The 19,050-nt window shown below is 40.8% G+C and carries 11 protein-coding genes and 2 pseudogenes; 1 reads left to right on the forward strand and 12 read right to left on the reverse strand.

Annotated elements, in window-relative coordinates:
- Positions 1-3 precede the first annotated feature (3 nt).
- Positions 4-582, reverse strand: a complete 579-nt coding sequence (locus tag Q0X72_RS05290; protein ID WP_297762604.1) for a heme-copper oxidase subunit III — start codon at positions 580-582, stop codon at positions 4-6.
- Between the two features lie 5 nt (positions 583-587).
- Complete coding sequence (cyoE, locus tag Q0X72_RS05295; RefSeq protein ID WP_297762605.1) at positions 588-1,487, reverse strand: heme o synthase; 900 nt, start codon at positions 1,485-1,487, stop codon at positions 588-590.
- A 102-nt stretch (positions 1,488-1,589) separates the two neighbouring features.
- On the opposite strand from cyoE, the gene Q0X72_RS05300 reads away from it, so the two are divergent.
- Entirely contained in the window at positions 1,590-2,501 is a 912-nt protein-coding gene (locus Q0X72_RS05300; protein ID WP_297762606.1) for an MBL fold metallo-hydrolase, read from the forward strand.
- A gap of 73 nt (positions 2,502-2,574) precedes the next feature.
- Here the strand turns inward: Q0X72_RS05300 and Q0X72_RS05305 are convergent, their stop codons facing one another.
- From Q0X72_RS05305 to Q0X72_RS05350, 10 genes and pseudogenes are all read right to left on the reverse strand, one after another.
- Positions 2,575-3,279 carry an energy transducer TonB gene (locus tag Q0X72_RS05305; protein WP_297762607.1) on the reverse strand — a complete coding sequence of 235 codons (705 nt, stop codon included), beginning with the start codon at positions 3,277-3,279 and terminating at the stop codon, positions 2,575-2,577.
- Between the two features lie 53 nt (positions 3,280-3,332).
- Positions 3,333-3,734: a VanZ family protein gene (locus tag Q0X72_RS05310; protein ID WP_297762608.1), complete on the reverse strand. Its 402-nt coding sequence runs from the start codon at positions 3,732-3,734 to the stop codon at positions 3,333-3,335.
- Complete coding sequence (gene gcvH, locus Q0X72_RS05315; RefSeq protein WP_297762609.1) at positions 3,727-4,107, reverse strand: glycine cleavage system protein GcvH; 381 nt, start codon at positions 4,105-4,107, stop codon at positions 3,727-3,729. The genes Q0X72_RS05310 and gcvH overlap by 8 nt, the downstream gene beginning before the upstream one ends.
- 68 nt (positions 4,108-4,175) lie before the next feature.
- A pseudogene (gene sprA, locus Q0X72_RS05320) lies at positions 4,176-11,106 on the reverse strand (cell surface protein SprA).
- Between the two features lie 5 nt (positions 11,107-11,111).
- Positions 11,112-11,693, reverse strand: coding sequence for a Holliday junction branch migration protein RuvA (gene ruvA / locus Q0X72_RS05325; RefSeq protein ID WP_297762610.1), 582 nt, complete (start codon positions 11,691-11,693; stop codon positions 11,112-11,114).
- A 38-nt stretch (positions 11,694-11,731) separates the two neighbouring features.
- Positions 11,732-14,032 carry an NADP-dependent malic enzyme gene (locus Q0X72_RS05330; RefSeq protein ID WP_297762611.1) on the reverse strand — a complete coding sequence of 767 codons (2,301 nt, stop codon included), beginning with the start codon at positions 14,030-14,032 and terminating at the stop codon, positions 11,732-11,734.
- Between the two features lie 197 nt (positions 14,033-14,229).
- The gene (locus Q0X72_RS05335; RefSeq protein WP_297762612.1) at positions 14,230-15,546 is read right to left on the reverse strand and encodes an MFS transporter; all 1,317 of its coding nucleotides are present in this window, start codon (positions 15,544-15,546) and stop codon (positions 14,230-14,232) included.
- Between the two features lie 143 nt (positions 15,547-15,689).
- Positions 15,690-16,610, reverse strand: a complete 921-nt coding sequence (gene queG, locus Q0X72_RS05340; RefSeq protein ID WP_297762613.1) for a tRNA epoxyqueuosine(34) reductase QueG — start codon at positions 16,608-16,610, stop codon at positions 15,690-15,692.
- 187 nt (positions 16,611-16,797) lie between these two features.
- On the reverse strand, positions 16,798-17,457 hold the full coding sequence (locus tag Q0X72_RS05345; RefSeq protein ID WP_297762614.1) for a hypothetical protein: 660 nt from the start codon (positions 17,455-17,457) through the stop codon (positions 16,798-16,800).
- A 199-nt stretch (positions 17,458-17,656) separates the two neighbouring features.
- Positions 17,657-19,050 (reverse strand): annotated as a pseudogene (locus tag Q0X72_RS05350) (hypothetical protein); the annotation flags it as partial.

The raw sequence follows: 19,050 nt of genomic DNA on the forward strand, positions 1-19,050 counted from the left end.
GTTTTAAAAGAAATAGAAAAAGAGCATCAAATAGACCCAAAGAAGATCCAAAAAATGCCAGAAAGTAGCTCCTAACTCCATTCCCAGTAAATTGTCTGGGGTGTATTTTCTTTGCAATTGGCTAACCAATACTACCAAAAGCGAAATGATCCCAGCTACCACATGAAGAACATGGACGGCAGCGATCAGAAAAATATAGGACATGGTAATATTACTGGTAGGACCTGTAAAATAGTATCCCTGAGCAATGATCTCTGAAAATCCCATGAACTGAAGTGCAATAAATACAATACCAAGAATCAGCGTTGCAATTAACCAATTGGCAGCTGTTTTTTGTTCATTTTTGCGAACAGCACTCTTCGCAAGTATATAAGAGAAACTACTTAAAATGATCACTGCAGTGCTATAAAAAAAGGCTGTTGGGAGCTGAAAATCTGTTAACCAGTCTTCCCGGACACTACTCACAATAAAAGCACTCGTCCATCCGGCAAAGCCCATCAGCAGACTAATGATCCCAAACCAGAGCATCATTTTCTTGGCCCTGGCATTCTTTTCTTTCTGCGTTCCTTGAGTAAGATCCATAGTACTTATATAAATTTATCTGCTACATATACCACCTGCATAAGGCTGATGTAGCTCACACTGGCCAGCATTAATTTTCTGGCCGAGGCATTATCTCTTTTTTCAAATAGTCTTAAAGCAAAAACCAGCATTACCATTCCCAATAGGAAAACAATAATGCCGCCGGGGATAGACAGTGAAAGTTTACCTGTGATCCCAAATACCGGGATCACGGAAATGATGATCATCCAAACGGTATACATAATTATCTGCACTGCGGTTCCCTTATCTTTATTCCCTGTTGGCAGCATTTTAAAACCCGCTTTTTTATAATCCTCGTCCAGTATCCAAGCCAGAGCCCAGAAATGTGGGAATTGCCAAAAAAATTGGATCATAAACAAGGTTCCCGGTTCTATTCCGAAATCGTTTGTAGCAGCTACCCACCCTAACATAAAGGGGATGGCACCAGGTAAGGCTCCTATAAAAACCGCCAGAGGTGTTTTGGTTTTAAGAGGAGTATATAGACTGGTATACATAAAGATGGAAATAGCCCCGAACATGGCCGTTTTTGGGTTTAGGATATAAAGTGTTATAACCCCCAAAATGGTCATTATTACAGCAATAATAAGTGCTGTAGAAGGAGACATCCTTCCTGAAGGAATTGGCCTGTTTCTGGTTCTGGACATTAAAGCATCAAGGTCCTTTTCTATGACCTGATTATACGCATTGGACGCCCCTACCATACAATACCCCCCAAATGCCAACAGAAAGATTGCTGTCAATTCAATCCGATCTGCTCCCAAAAAATATCCTGCTATGGCAGAAAAAACCACACTAAGGGCAAGCCTGGCTTTGGTGATCTCCTTGAAATCGGAGAAAATCAATGCCCATGTATTTGTTTTTGCCGTACCAACCACCGTCTTCATCTACAAAATTATAAGGCTGCAAAGATACAGTCCCTCATATATTTTTGCAACCAATTGACTCTCTTTATGGTATCTTTAAAAAAAGATTAAATTATACCTCTTATGAAGCTATTACCCATCCTAAACACTGGCCTTTTATTGGTTTTCAGTATCCTGACAATCCATGCTCAAAACAAAGAAGTAATTATAACCGTTGACACTCTTTCACCGCAGGTTTATATGTTAACCGGGCAAGGTGGAAATATAGGTATCTATGTTGGCACGGACCATGTCTTTATGATAGATGATCAATTCGACAGGCTCAGTGAAAAGATAAAAGCGAGCATAGCACAACTTTCAGATAAGCCTATTATGTTTCTTTTTAATACCCATATGCATGGGGATCATACCGGTGGAAATGCAAGTTTTAACGAGCCTCAAACCACCATAGTGGCACATGATAATGTACGGAACCGGGTAATGGAGCGGGAGCAGAAAAATCTGGATGAAGCCAAGATCAGTGAAACTTTTTATGAAAACATGTTACCGGAAGTTACCTTTTCAGACAATATTACTTTTTACGATGGCAATGAGACCATTTTAGGATTTCATGTACATGAGGCACATACCGATGGGGATGCCCTGGTCTATTTTATGAACAATAATGTGTTACATATGGGTGACACGTATTTTGCAGGACGTTATCCGTATATTGATCTCAATAGTGGTGGAAGTGTGGAAGGACTTATTAAAACCCAAAAGAAAGCCCTTATGGTCATTAATGATGAGACCGTAATAATTCCAGGGCATGGCCGACCTTCCAGTAAAAAGGAGCTTACAGAATACATCGCCATGCTGGAAGTCATAAAGGGAAAGGTGCAAATGGCCATCAAAACAGGAGCCAGCCTGGACCAGGTTAAGGCGAATACAGAAATTACTGCCAACTATGATGCGATCCATGGAGGTGGATTTATCTCAGCTGAAGCGATACGAGCAATTTTTTATAATAGTTTAAGCCAAAAAACCACAGAGTAATCTATGGAATCCTATAAAAATTAAAAACCCCGACCATTTGGCCAGGGTTTTTAGATTTATAATGTAGTATATATTATTGTAGTTTAAACACGATCGGGATACTGAAAGGCACCCTTACCGCTCTACCCCTTTGTTTTCCGGGGGTCATTCTTGGTAATTTCTCAATGATACGTAATGCCTCAGCTTCTAAGTTCTTATCTGGACCTCTGTATCTTATATTTCCAATACTTCCGTCTTTCTGAATAGTAAACATTACATTCACACGTCCTTGAACACCCATTTCCTGAGCTATCTCAGGATAACGGAAATTCTTAATGATGTGTTTCTGCATCATTTCATTAAAACAAGCTCTTTTGTCACTGGCTCCTTCACATCCTGGAAAAACTGGTACGTCTTCAATCACAGCAAAAGGAACATCAACATCTAGATCATCTTCTTCAACCTCTACATCATCTACCTCAATGATCTCTTCTTCCTGACTGGTCTCCGTAGATTCAATAACGGTTTCTTCAACCTCTACCTCATCCTCTACTACCTCAATAACTTCAGGAGCTGCTGGTGGCGGTGGCGGTGGCGGTGTCTTAATCTGTTCTGTTAGCGGTACTTCCTCGTCTAGCATATCCTCCACATTAAGGGAGATATCATAATCTGCGGCCTCATCGTAGGTCTTCCACTCGAACGCTATAAAAACTAATGCCATTACTATGGCCAACCCAGCAACAAAATAGAGGCTACTATTGTTCCTTAAATCGGCTTTTGGACTCTTTTTAACTTCCATAATTCTTGATTTAAACGTTCGCTAATTTAACTATTAATTTATAAAAATCGCAATTAATTTTCCCATTTTAAGCCAGATCTCTTGGAAAATACACCCATTATCAACAAAGTTCCCAAAAGTGTCCCTGTAGAATTCGCCATCACATCCATTAATTCACCACTTCTATAGGTGGTCATATAACTTTGTATTACTTCAATAATTATACCATAAAGCACCAATCCAACAAAGGAAATTCCCAATACTTTAGCTTTGGCTATGTGGCCCTTAGAAATTTCTCTTCCAAATAGTCCGCCCAGCATGCTTGCAATAAAATAAAAAGTGAAATGTACAAGCTTATCGAAATAAGGAATGTTTATATCCAAAGAATTATTGTCCTCAAAGGATACCAGGCTCATGACGGTAATAAAAACCATCCAGCTAATAAAACCAATACGATACCTGATCTGTTTAAGCACCTACCAATTCCTTGTAGGCAGCAGCACTCAATAGGCCATCTATTTCAGAGGAATCACTAATTTTTATCTTGATCATCCATCCTTCGCCATATGGGTCCGAATTTACCTTCTCCGGTTCATCTTCCAGTGCTTCATTAAAAGCAACGATCTCACCGCTGAGAGGCAAGAACAGATCTGAAACAGTCTTAACTGCTTCAACCGTACCAAAAACCTCGTCCTTATCCAGGGTCTCATCTAAGGTCTCTACTTCCACATACACAATATCTCCCAATTCTCCTTGCGCAAAATCGGTAATGCCAACGGTTGCCGAATCGCCTTCAATGCGAATCCATTCATGATCCTTCGTATACTTTAATTCGGATGGTATATTCATATTCTAATAATTAGTTATGAAGGCAAATGTAACGGATTCTGATTAGGTTTTCAAAAAAGTAGCCGGGGTTAATTCCCAAAATTGTACCGCAGGGTAAACCCGGTATTAATTGTGGTCTGAGGGAAGGCCGTAGACACTGCAAATTGAGAGAAAGAATGGTCGTAAAAGAACAAGGCATTAAGGCTCTTGCTCAAAGCGTAGTCTGCTGTAAATTTGACAGATAACAGGTTTTGTCCTGAGGTGATCTGATTGTTATCCAGGTCCAGATTTCGGATAATGGTAATGTTATCCCTAAGCGTAACATCTGCCTTCAGGTTGAGGTCTCCTTTGAGTCGCTGCTTCTCACCTCCTATGTTGGTCACAAATTTTACGTCCTTAAACCTGTATCCCAATCCTATGGTATATTCCTTGCCGTTGATCTCGGTAAGGAGATTGTTGTCAAAACTTAAGGAAAGAGCACGATCTGCTCTAACTTCTGCAACTACACTCATGGAGTTCTTCATCTCAAAATCTACACGCATCAGTGGGTTAAACTGATCGGTGAGAACTACATTACTGATGATATTTTCTGATAGGAAATCCTGATTCTCGGGATCTATATTTCCATTTTGACGTTCCAGGTTAGACTGGTAATTATTGATGCTATATGCAGCCCTATACCCATGACTCAGAGAGAAACGCTTGAATTTCTTCTTAAACCACTTATTACGCATAAGTCCTGTATACTTTATATTCCAGTTTGGAATAGGGATATCCCTGAAAGCATCGAGATTTACCCTATTCACATCCTGCCCGGTATACGCGGCAAAGAATGCAGGTAACAATACGTCCTGACTGGTATTTCCATAGCGAGTTGGGAAACCATCTGCATCTACTCCTTCATCTGCCCCACCCCTGTCTGATAGAACCCTGTTAGCGATCACAATACGGTTGTCCTTAAAGGTTTCAAAATTATCTGAGGTAAATTCGTCACTCTTAGAAAAGAAGGTGCCAAGCATCATAGTAGAAATGCTGAAATTTCCAAAGGTATTGGGTGTTTGTACTATGTATTCACCAGATTCGATCTTAAAATTTTCCTGCAGGCTACTTGAGAATTGACGATCTGCAACTAAGTCAATGGTCAGATCTTGCACAGGTTGTGCTGTGGCTGTAATATTTAATTGCTTGTTGGTGCGTTTTATAAACTGCTCGTTAAATTCGGGGAAGGTGGTCAACCATCCATTCCTCGCAGCTTCAAAACGAACGTCCGACTGGCTTCCAAATACAAATCCAATGGTGGGTCTTGCCGTCCCAATAAATCCAATAGATTGTGTATAACCAGGCAATACCTGCCCATTGTTCTCATTGTAGTTCACATTGAGACGTTTTATCATGGTAATTACATCGATAGCCGTATTCCATAACCCGGAGGTTTTTTTAAATCGTATTAATGTCCTCGCCCGTGACCTCTCTGATAGCATCTCCCCCGCGCTGCCAATCAAAATTGCTGGTATAGGTATACTGGGCATTTATAAAATCGAGAATCGGGATCTTGTTAAGCGGTAATTCATAATTCAACTGCATTTGCTGAGCATGCCTGTTAGGCTCGCCTATGTCAAAAAAGCCATCCCAAACATTTAAGTCCTGGTTGATCAGAGAATTGGGATTCCCTTCTTCTTCAAAGTAATTCCGAACAATATTATTATTAGAGGAGGTTAGATTTAGGCGCAATGATTTGGTGATACTATAATTCAGGGCATACTGCCAATTGAATAAATAATTGCGTTGTTGTAACAAGGGTAACTCCAAACGTTCTACACCAGGTTCCAGCACATCCCTAAAGCGTTGTTGGTTGAATTGACGGTTAATATCAGATTGAACTGAGATACTTGTGGGCAACAGATTTAGGTTAAGGTCCTTAAGCCATTTCCAGTAGTCGCCGGTAAAAAGAGAATCTTTCTTTGCAAAAGGAGCTACAGAAACCGGTTTGAAATTGTGGTTGTAAATAAATCCTGTCTTTACGTTCTGATCCCGCAAATTGGCGATCTCAAAATCCCGATGCTCGGTTTCATTAAAGGAGTAATTAAATGTAAAGTTCTCTATATCGTAAAAATTGGCTTCCGCATCTTCTCCCCGGTTCTTTCGAACACCGATAAAATTAATACTGGTCCTTTTTGTATAATCCTCTGCCTGTTCACGGATCTCATCGGCTTCCTGTGCTGTAGCTGCAGTAGCGATCCTGTCGTCTAACTTAAGATCATCATAGACGGGGTCGAATTCCGGAGTCACTAATTGTTCTGAAATTCCATAATTAAACGGGATCTGCAGGTTCCAACTTTTTGGCAGTAGTTGGCCTAACTCAACATTGGTCACCACATCATATGAAACAGCATCTTCTCTTGATCTTTCATTGGGCATCTGGTCAATGGCTCCAAATCCCGAAGTGCTCTTGCTCCCTGTGGCGGACACATTCGCAAAATCGGCAATATTTCCATCAAAGGCTGCGATAGCTGCCCAACCGCCCTGGTTATCTAAGCCGGCTAAGCGCAATTCGTTAAACCATACTTCCGCTCTGGCAGGAGTATTATCAATGTTCTTAACACCCACCATCATGCTTCGGATGCTCCCAAGGGAGGGATTACCACGGATACCGATCCGTATTTGCCCAAGCGTCCTTGGTGCAAACTCTGAGACCGAAACCACTTCCCCGTTTACGATCTCGTAATAGGCAACATCACCCAATGTCTGATCTGATATGCCTTGTGACTTCACCTTTTTCAGATCATCCAGGGCAATATCCAATTCGTTGAAATCGGGCCATATATCCTCCGGAGAACTGGCTCCAAAAGGAGTGAATTGCAATGGTACTTCAATTTGATAATAGTTCTCTGAAAAGTCGGTCCCTATTCTTAGAAATCCAACAAGAGGAATATCATCATCCAGATAATCTGAATTCAGGATCTCTTCAGCATGCATAAACATTTTTAGGCGTTCGTACTGCCGTACATCTATATTCACATTCTTAAAAACTCCTCTGGAATCTTCAGCTTCAAGATTTTCCACTACAAAAGAAAGCGATTGTTCATTCTGCCGTATGATGGTATTATTGTTATTCAGCTGTTCTCTGATAACTCCCGGGGGCAATACATAAGGGATAGGAATCCTGGAGTTATTCTCTTCAATATTCACTGTATTTACATCTACTATGGTATTATCATCCGATGGGTCGTCATTATTCTCCTGAAGGGTTTTGGTGTAATTCCTCCAATCGCCCCTAACAAGATCGAGGGTTGCAAAACGCAACACCACATCATCAGTAAAGCCGGTAAGGTACATCCTCATAAAACTTATGGACCTGAAATCTGAGATGCCTCCCACGGCATCGGTGAAATCGCTTAAAGGAATTTTATACTGAATCCAACGTCTGTTCAATTGGGTGCCATTAGGCAAATTTGGAGTAATGCCTTCTTTGATGTCTGTAACATAAGGATCATTTACCGTAGTGTTAGGCCTTATCTGAATGCGGTACTCATAGTAACTGTTGATGGTATTCATAGTAAGATCCCTGTCCACATCTTCCACATCTGGCAAGGTAGTAGACCCCCTGTTTGTATTGGTCACGGTGACAGGCGAGTTTCCATCAACATTATTAAAGTCGAGATATCGTTCCAAAATACCCCCTTCACGATTCAAATAATATTGGTAGTTGTCCAATGCGGGGTCCTCTGCCGGACCGTTATAGCCCTGAATAGCTTCGTCTGCATCCGTTAACCCGTCAAAACCAAGATCTTGCAAGGCTCTGTTGGTCTCGTCCGCATCAAAAGCGTATACCAAAGATTGAGTAGCCGGTACCTTACCCCAAATAGTATTGGTGGTAAGATCATTGCTATTCACTCCCGGCAAACCATTCTCATATTGTTTTCGTCCATCGGCCAGGATATCCTCAGAGATGTTTCCAAGGTTAAAGACCAATTCTCCGGTTCCTGTTGCAATACCATCCACATACGGATCCATCACCCAGAACTGTACAAATTCTACATTAGATTGCTCAAAATTTGTACTACTTAAGGAGCGCATGATACCTGCCCATTTCTCATTAGGCAATTCAGATCCAAAATTGGGGTTGGCGTTATAAGGTCCTTTTTGCGTTGGATAGTAGGCAAGATCCAGCGTATTCTGTACGGTTGTTTGTCCCTGGGCGATATCTACCTGCGGAAACACCTCATCAATAAAAACGCGACGGGTTTCATTGGTTGAAAGATCATTATCTGAGACCCCCGAAGGTCTTTGATTCGTAAAAAATATAGGATCTATGGTATACCATGCCATCTTTGCTCTTTCATATCCAACCTGTAGATCGGTCTCACCTTCGTTTAAAAATTCAAGTGGTGTACTTGCTAATGACCATCCCAGGGAAGAACGAATGTCTATAAGCGCCTGGGCTCCTTCAAAATCATCCAGATAGGTTGTCGTTTCGCCCATAAAATCGGCATTCTTTGGAGAATTTGGGATTAAATAGGCAACCTCACCCCTCAGGGAAATATTAGAAGGTACATCTGTATCTATATTGGGTAGTTTGTTGACCAGGCGAGTTAAAAACGGGACTTCGGTAGAGAAGTTTCCATTAAGACCAAAAATGGTGTTGTTAACCGGTTCTATCCCGAAATTCGATTTTTGGGTTAAAGGCCGCTCATTTAAATTAAGGAGGGTACCTCCCAAGACAAATTTCTCATTGAACTGGTGTTCCACATTTACTCCGGTAAATCTTCGTGTTTGTTGGCCAAAAACAGCATTATTCTCTACTGAGATATTGATGGGTGTGTTAGAGGCTTGTAAACTTGGATCAAGGATCTGAACAGTCCCGGCCTGATAGTTAACCGTATAGTCTATCCCTTCCTGCAATTGTCTTCCACCTGCTGTAACTCTAACAGAGCCTCTGGGTACATTAAATGCTCCGATAGGTATTCCGTTACTTCCTTCAGATTTGTACCTTCCTTTTAGTCTGAATCGGTTTTTCTCAGCATCCTGAAGAGAAGAGGCCTTGGTGTTGGAGTACATGTTCCTGAAAACATACTTCTGCTGGTTAACATTATAGCCCTGATCATTAGCCACATCATAGGTTCCCCCGCCTAAGAGGTCAAATAGGAATTCTCCAAAAGGTTCTACTTTGGTAAATATGATCTGCCCGCCCTGGGTATTAACGGTGATCCCGGGAACAAAATCGAAAAAACCATCCCCTCCTGGTTGCACGTCCCTGTACACGTTGAGTCGGTCCAGGTTAAAGACATCCAACAAAATTCGGTCCTCTAAGGGCTTTGGTGTTGATGGCCACCCCGTATTTGGATCTACCGGGGTGATATAGTTTCTTGGGGTTGGGTCGGAATACAGAATGTTCAATTTAAAATCGTCCTCACTCAACTGGAAAGCTCCTGTAGAATAAATATTTTTCATCATCAGATCCCAAATAGGATCATTGACATTGGTAATATTACTTTTAAGTAACTTGAGGATCAGGGTGTTGTTTGTTATCACTGGCGTTACTCCTCCTGCGACAGTGGTTGCATCCAAACCGCCATTGGCGAATTCCCCTACCTGGTATACTTCTCCGTTATAGGTATATTGAAAGGCTACCCCAAGCACTTCGTCATTGCTCAACCGCTGATTCAGGGATATGTAACCCAGCTGAGTATTATATTGGTAATCTCTGTTAGGTTCTAACTTTCTGGCATTTTCGAGTATAGCATAATCAAATCCCTGGTTGATCTGGTACCCCCCTGAAATATTAAACCCGCTTTCAACGGTTGCAATATCTCTAATGTCCGGGGTTAATGCACCTCCACTGTTAATAAGGGCCGGGTCAAAATCATTGGCTCCGTTCCTTGGCAGTTCGGGATTTGTTGCGGAGAAATTAAAAAAGCCCACCGGATCTCCATTGGCTATCCCTATACGAGTTTTCTCTTCCAGAGCCTCTCCATTTCGCACATTTAACGTTTGCTGACTCCGGTTGGTTACCCATACTTCTAATCGGGTGATCTGAACCTGACTTCGGATATACGGATAATTAGATAGCGCCTCATCGTATTGATCTCTGAAGTACTGGGCAAGATAGAAGTGCCTGTCCTCATCATAGTCTAGTGCGGTAAGTTCAAATTCGTTAAGTGTACCCCCACCCTGAGCCACTACTGTATTGTTTTGTGACCGTTGTTCTGAAAATACGGCAGTTACTGTGGTCTTACCAAATTGCAATTGGGTCTTTACCCCAAAAAGACTTTGGGCCCCTGTAATGAGGGAACTGTTTAAAGGCATATTCACATTACCCACCTCAATTTTTTGAATTATATCATCCTCGGTTGGTGTATAATCTAGTTTAACAAGGTTTTGAAAATCAAAGGTGGCTTCTGTATCGTAATTGGCGGTTACCTGCAGTCTTTCACCTACTTTACCTAGCATACTTAAACTAATGCGCTGGTCAAAATCGAAGGAGAGATTGGTCCGGTTTCTGGGTGAGAGCGCCGGATTGTCATTCTTTTGCCAGATAACTCCCAGGTCCATAGCCACAGATCCTTGTGGAATTACTTCAATGGTATTACCTCCAAAAACAGATTCAAAAAAATTGTTGTTGACATAGAAATTAGGGAGCAGGTTTCTCCTTGCTTCTTCACTACCTTCTTTCTTGCCGGAATAAGCGTCTAGCTTTTCTTTAAAGTAAGACTTAATATTCTCCTTGCGTACCAGGTCCATATACTGGGCCGGAGTTAGGATCACGGGATAGTTTATGTCATATTCCCCAACGCTTTCCGTATAAATATACCGGTCTAGTTGAGGGTCATAGGTGTATTTGGAAACAATACTTTTGGGGTTTGGCATTTTAATCTTGCCGAGTGCAACTCCGGTTTGAACAGAGTCTACAGATTGTTCCCCAGTTTCCTGAGACCATGAATACCCGGCCCAAAGGAAAATGAAGGATAGGAAAAATAGCTTAAATGAAGATTTAAGAAAAGTTTTTGCCCCTTTTTTCAAACTAATTACAAATTTTTCAGCGCATGTTTGATAATGTCCTCTACGCTTAGTGAAGCATCTTGGCCTAAAACCTTGTCTACCGCCTTTTCGGCTTGCTTTCTTTGAAAGCCAAGAACCTCTAAAGCAGATAACGCTTCTTCTTTATTTGTATTGTTCGAATTTGGGTAAACTTCGTCCAGATCGTAAATTTTTAAAACTTTGTCCTTAAGATCCAGAATTACACGTTGCGCTGTCTTAGCACCAATGCCCTTTATAGCCTGTATTGATGGGACATCCCCGGTGGCAATAGCATCCCTTATCTGAAATGGTGTCATGGAAGAAAGCATGGTCCTCGCCGTACTAGATCCTATCCCTGAGACAGACAAAAGCAATCTAAAGATCTCCCGCTCAGAAGCTTCCATAAATCCGAAAAGAGTATGGGCATCTTCTTTGATCTGTAAATGCGTGAAAAGCTGAATGTTTTCAGAACTTGGAAGTTGGGAAAAAGTATGCAACGAAATATTCACAAAATACCCCACCCCCCCACAATCTATTACCACATGTGTGGGATGTTTTTCTGTCAGCCTTCCTTTTAAATGAGTGATCATTGAATTGTTTTATACTGATTGAGATGTGTGAATTACGCTTATTTTTTCACTCCTTTTTTAGCTTTTCTGCGCTTCTCCCGCTCCTGTGCGTCTATCACTGCCACCGCCGTCATATTAACCATTTCTTCTACACTTGCTCCTAATTGCAAGATATGCACCGGTCTTTTAAGACCCAACATAATAGGGCCTATGGTATCTGCTGCATGTAGCTCCTTGAGTAATTTATAGGTGATGTTTGCCGACTCCAGATTTGGAAAAATTAAGGTGTTGACCTTTTTTCCTGCCAGTTTTGAGAAAGGAAACTGACTTTGAAGAAGTTCTTTATTCAGCGCAAAATCGGTTTGGATCTCACCATCCACTACCAGATGCGGATCAGTTTCATGGAGAATGCGTACTGCCTCCTTCACTTTTCTTGAGTGTGGATGTTTCGAGGATCCGAAATTTGAATAGGAGAGCAATGCTATAACCGGGTCAAAATCAAATGCCACAGCCAAATTTGCTGTCATCCTGGCTATCTCGGCTAATTCCTCGGCAGTTGGGTCTATGTTAATTGAGGTATCAGCCAGGAAAATAGGTCCCCGATTTGTGATCATGATATGGACCGTAGCTGCCTTAGAAACATTGGCCGCTCTGCCAATAACCTCAAATGCGGGTTTAATAGAAGATGCGTATGACCTGGAATACCCTGAAATCATCCCATCGGCATATCCTTCCAGGACCATCATTGAACCAAAATAATTCCGTTCACGCATCCTGCTCTTTGCACTGTAAAGGGTAGCCCCATTACGCCTCCTTGCTTCCCAGTATTTATGAGCATAATGTGTTCTTTTCTCGAGTGAATTTTGCCCGTATTGGTCAATAATTTCAACCTCTGCATCAAATTCTAATTCCTTCTTCAATTCCGTTATAATCTCCTTGTTTCCCAATAATATAGGATGAGCTATACCTTCCTCATAGGCTATCTGCGCAGCCTTTAGTACATCTAGCTGGTCTGCTTCGGCAAAGATGATCTTCTTTGGATCGTTCTTTGCCCTGCCCATCAGCAAACGCATTACTTTATTATCCTCACCAGAGCGTTGATAAAGATCCTCCTTGTATTTATCCCAATCTGTTATAGGCAATTTGGCAACACCACTTTCCATGGCAGCTCTGGCTACTGCGGGTGGAATTTCCGCAATTAGGCGCGGATCAAAAGGTTTTGGAATAATATACTCCCTTCCAAAAGTGAGTCTGGTTTCGCCATAGGCAATATTGACCTGTTCCGGAACGGGCTGTTTTGCAAGTTCAGCCAGTGCCTTTACAGCGGCCATTTTCATTTCTTCATTGATCTTTGTGGCACGAACATCGAGTGCACCACGAAAGATAAAAGGAAAGCCGAGCACATTATTCACCTGGTTAGGATGATCTGATCTTCCGGTAGCCATGATCACATCTTTCCTTGTTTTTACAGCGAGGCTGTACTTGATCTCCGGATCCGGATTGGCCATGGCAAAAACAATTGGATCATCCGCCATAGATTTCAGCATTGCCGGGGTCATTGTATCAGCGATTGAAAGACCAATAAATACATCTGCACCTTTTAGTGCATCCGCCAGGGTTTGAAAATCACGGTCTGTAGCAAATTCTTGTTTTTCAAGAGAAAGGTTATCACGATCCTTCCGAATTACTCCCTTCCTATCTACCATAATGATTTTATTGGCATCTGCCCCAAAGGCCTTGTAAAGTCTCGTACAGGAAATGGCTGCGGCACCTGCTCCACTGATCACTATTATTACATCCTGAATCTTTTTCTTTGCTATTTCCAAAGCGTTTATCAGTGCTGCAGAAGAGATGATAGCCGTACCGTGCTGATCATCGTGCATTACAGGAATATCTAATTCCTCTTTTAATCGGCGTTCTATTTCAAAGGCTTCAGGAGCTTTGATGTCTTCCAGGTTGATGCCACCAAAAGAGGGAGCAATGATCTTTACGGTCTCAACAAACTTGTCAATATCCTTGGTATCTAATTCAATATCGATCGCGTCTAAATCGGCAAAAATCTTGAACAGCAGGCATTTTCCCTCCATTACAGGTTTTGAAGCTTCCGGACCAATATCTCCCAATCCTAAAACTGCCGTACCATTGGAGATAACGGCAACAAAATTTCCCTTAGCCGTGTATTTGTAAACATTCTCAACATTTTTTGCAATTTCTAAACATGGCTCTGCTACTCCGGGGGAGTAGGCCAATGCGAGATCTCGCTGCGTAGCATAAGGTTTTGTAGGTACGACCTTGATCTTTCCAGGGGTAGGTTCGGCATGGTATATTAACGCTTCCCTTCTCTTCTTATCTTTCGCCATACATTAAATTTAGAAAACAAATTTAAGAGTAATTCTTGGGATACGAACATATCCCAGAATACTAATAGAAATCCTACTAGTATTTGAAATTTTATGTCAGACTATTCGATTGAAACTAGATCTGGTATATCTTTTTATACGCAAAAACAATCTAAAATCACTTTGCCGGCACAGCCTTTCCTCAGTCCTAAAGGACCTTATTCCCGGACTTGTGCTTGCTTTACATTTAAGCGCATGGCTAATATAGCGGCAATAATAAAGAACCCTCCGGCAAAAAGTATCGCATTAATGGCACTGCCCCCCAATAAATATTTGTAAATAGAGCCAAAGGTTAAGGTTTCAATCCCCATAGGTATCACAATCATCATATTTAAAATTCCCATGTAGACTCCCCTTCTTTCTTGAGGAACCACTTTTGAAACCATGGTATAAGGTATACCCATCATGGCGGCCCATCCTATTCCAAATAAAACCATAGGTGCTAATACGAGCAGGGAATTCTCAATAAATGGTATTGCGAAGAGTGCCAAGCCGGTACCCACCAGGCTAGCAGCGTATATTTTTTTACCCCCATATTTCAAAGTAAGCGGCACCAGGGCAAGCGCCACAACCATGGTGACTATATTATAGGTCAAACTCATTTGAGCGGACTGCGATGCAGCTTCCGATATACCATAACCCATTGTTTTCATAAACAGTGGGGTAATGTATTGCCAATAAACAAAGAGTGCATACCATTGAAACAAATACACCGCGCTTATCTTCCACATAAACGATGGCATATCTCTTATAGCACTTACTATTTCTGCAAAAGGCTTGGCAATACGGGCACCAATCGGTTGGCTCTTATCATGATTGATTTCTTCTAATTCCTCCGCGGAAGGAGGAATTTCAGGAGTCTTTAGAACAGACCATAAAACAGTAGTTATAGAAAGGACACCTCCTACATAGAAAGAATAATACATCCAGGTAGGAACAACATCTGTGCCTTCAACGACCTCAGCACCAAATATCTTTTGAAATAAAACTATAGAACCCATGGCCAATAAGATACCAGCCCCTACGAATAAACTCTGCATTTGATACCCCAGGCTCATCTGCTTTTCTGGTAATTTATCCCCTACAAAAGCACGATACGGTTCCATGGCCATATTGTTCCCCACATCCAAAATCCATAAAAGACCTACAGCAAACCAAAGTACTGGACTAGACGGAAAAACAAATAAACAAATACTTCCGATTAGCGCACCTATTAGAAAATAAGGCTTACGTCTTCCCCATTTTGGAGACCAGGTTTTATCTGACATTGCACCGATAATTGGCTGCACGATCAGACCCGTAACTGGACCCGCGATATTTAAAATAGGTAGCATTTCTTCAGAAGCACCTAAAAATAAAAACAAAGGATTTATTGCGGTTTGTTGTAGTCCAAAACTATATTGGATTCCAAGAAAGCCAACGTTCATATTGAAGATTTGCCAAAAACCTAAGGTTGGCTTTTTAATTAAACTCATAATGTGCGCAGTTTATTAAATTATGAATGCATTAGTAATCCTAATTAACAACCTTTCAATATAGGGTTTTATCATTGTTCTGAATAAGATCTTAAATATAAAGTTGAAATTTTTAAAACTAAATCGATGTAGTTACAATCCAATTATTCCAGAAATTTGATGTTTCGTTTTAATCCTGAAAATTTTGTGCGTTTCACGGCAGATCCTTTAAAGACCTTTTTAAAAACATCTTCAGTGATCTCTTCCCACTCCTTTTTACTCATGGAGAGTATTTCCGGATTAGGATTGAACAAAGGAGTTTGATGCGATTTTGAGAATCGGTTCCAGGGGCATACATCCTGGCATACATCACACCCAAAGATCCAATCATCTAGTTGACCCTGGAAAGAAGAAGGGATCTCATTCTTTAATTCGATGGTGAGATAGGAAATACACTTACTCCCATCTACAACATAGGGTTGTACAATTGCCTCGGTAGGGCAGGCGTCAATGCATGCGGTGCAAGTGCCACAATGATCCGTCACAGGATGATCATAATCTATCTCCAGGTCTACGATCAGTTCGGCAATAAAATAGAAAGAACCATGCTGTTGGGTAAGGAGATTACTGTGTTTTCCCATCCATCCCAAACCACTTTTAGCAGCCCAGGCTTTATCGAGCACAGGGGCCGAATCTACAAACGCCCTCCCTTTTACCTCACCAATGGTCTCCTCAATAAAGGCATGAAGTTCCCTTAATTTTGATTTAATGACCTGGTGGTAATCTTGCCCATAGGCGTATTTTGATATTTTATAGGTATCCGCTTCCTGTTGCTCAGAAGGAAAATAGTTCAATAACAAAGAAATAACAGATTTAGCATCATCCACCAGTTTTCTCGGATCCAATCTTTTGTCAAAGTGATTCTCCATGTACCCCATCTCCCCATGCATATTAGCCTTTAACCATTTCTCCAGCCTGGGTGCTTCTTCTTCAAGGAAATCGGCCTTGGAAATACCACATGACAAAAAACCAAGGCGTTTGGCTTCTTCTTTTATGAGTTGGGTTTCCTTTTTTTTAGAGTTCACTTCAATTAAAGGCAAATTACTTTGTAATTAATGAATTGAGCTAAATTACAATTATCTTTCAGAATAGATTTTCTGAATTATTTGAAACTCCTAAACCATTAATTTTAACCTTAATAAAATATCACCAAAAAAACCGAAGCTTAGGACTTCGGTTTATATAAATTGCTGCCAAATGTGTTAGCTACTTTTAATTTGCAGGTGCAAAGACAGCAGCAGCTATATCTGCACACTCTCCAATTGCATTAGGATATACTGTGAATGGGGCATACAAGAATGGCTCATCACAACCGCCTCTATAAGTGCTAATTTGTTCATTGACCAATCCAGGTACCACAGGGCCATGGGTTCTTAACACCACATGAACTTCTGCACCAAAAGTATTCCCAACTGTCAAACCTCCTACAGAAGGAAATCCAAAACTCTCATTCATTGATTCTGGAGAATCATCTCCTGCTTTTAAATGTGCTGAAAAATTTCCCTTCCCATTCTTGCCAACGACGTGTCCGCCTGCATACATCACTTCAACTTCCACCTCTACCGGTGTTGCAAAATCCCCTTCATTGCATTCTCCGGGAGTTGCACAATCTTGAGGATTGTTCCAGATTACCCACCATATGGTATAGGCTCCCGGGTGTAAACCCTCTGCTTTGAAATTAACTGTTATCCCATTTTTATTTCTATGTAATGTTGAAGTACCGGTAATTCCCCCAAGGCCTCCTATTGATGTCATTTGTTTACCAGATGCTTTTGCAGAAACACCAATAAGTTCATCTGGTTCAGATTCTGTAGAGCACGAAAAAGCGAATACTAAAAGTAAAGCAATTCCAAAATTCATTAAGGTTTTCATAATATTGATTTTTAGATTAATACAATACTAAAGATGGCATAATTCCGGGATAACCACATAATCGGAATGTTGCAATTACTTTAATGTTTTTTGGTGTTCATACAACATAACTATAATCCTATAACCTATGTTGCAGGAATATCTATTTCTTGTTTTAAAGTGGGATTAAAAAAAATTGATAATCAGGTTTTGAGATAACCTAATTTTCAGCAAAGGAATACTTTAATTTTGAGAAACCAATTTTATTATAAAGAACCTTGTAGCGCGGATCATTGCGAAGTGGAATCAACAAGGGTTCCTCCCGGAACCAGGTAAGTTCCACTTCATGCCGGTCATAGGACCTTTGAAGCCACATAAATGCCTTTTCATATTCCTGGAGCGTGCAGTAGTATAGCGCAATGAACCATGCAGGGCTGCCAGAAGATCCTTTTGCATATTCATTTTCCAGTTCTTGCAAATGCTTTGAAGCTTTATTTTTATTTCCATCCATATAAGAATAAACTCCATTTAACCACATAAGAATAGTACCATAGTCCCCTAAATAGTACAATAATTTAGCTGATTCACGCAGATACCACCAATTATCGCTAAAAAGTGTATTGCCAGCTTTCATTAAATCAAGAGCCCCCTTTCTGTTTCCTAAGAGCATTAAAGCCTCCCCTTTAAAAGTATAAAATATCCCAACCGATGGGTCAATGGCAATACTTTTATCCATTGCCACAATAGCCTCTTTATATCTCCCGGTCTTTATTGCATAATCAGCTATAATTGCAGGCGTCCTATCAAAAATAAAATTTGATAGACAATGTTGATAATAGGGTTCAACCCGTTCAAAATCCCAATCATAATAAAAATAACCGGTATACAACATATCCTCTAACTCACTATAAGAACTGTCTATTTTCTGAGCCTTTTCCAATGCTTTTTTACCATTGGCCCAAGCTTCTTGTTCGGGATATAACCCCCAGACTAATCCACCTGTCATCCATACATCTGCCAATCCTATATAGGGCTCAATATAATCACTATCCAATAATATTGCTTTTTCAAACAATGGAATGGCACTTGTGAACGAACTTTCGTTCTCTTTGTACTTTTGAGATTTTGCTAACAGATAACTTCTATAGGCTTCTTCATTGTTCGTTGGTTTTTTTTGTATAGCCTCATATTCACTATCCGAAATCTGAATGTCCATTTTTCTTGCGACATTTTCCGCAACCTCTGCCTGGATCTTAAAAATATCATTGCTATTCCAATCCCCTGTATATTCATCGGCCCAAAAATGATCATCGGCCTGGCCATCAATTAATTGAAGGCTCACTTTTATTTTATCTCCGGATTTTTGGAAACTACCTTCCAATATATGGGTAACACCCAATTCACTGGCAATTTCTGGTATACTTTTGTCGGAATTCTTGTACAGTAATATGGATGTTCTGGAACTTACTTTAGTGAAGGATTTGATTTTGGTAAGTCTTGAAATAACCTCATCGGTCATACCTTCACAAAATGGATCCATAGCGGCATCACCACTATAATTTTTAAAAGGAAGTACGGCAATAGATTTATCTGTGTTTGAACTTGAAGCGGCTT

Source organism: uncultured Muriicola sp. (assembly GCF_947258935.1).
Classification (GTDB): domain Bacteria; phylum Bacteroidota; class Bacteroidia; order Flavobacteriales; family Flavobacteriaceae; genus Muriicola.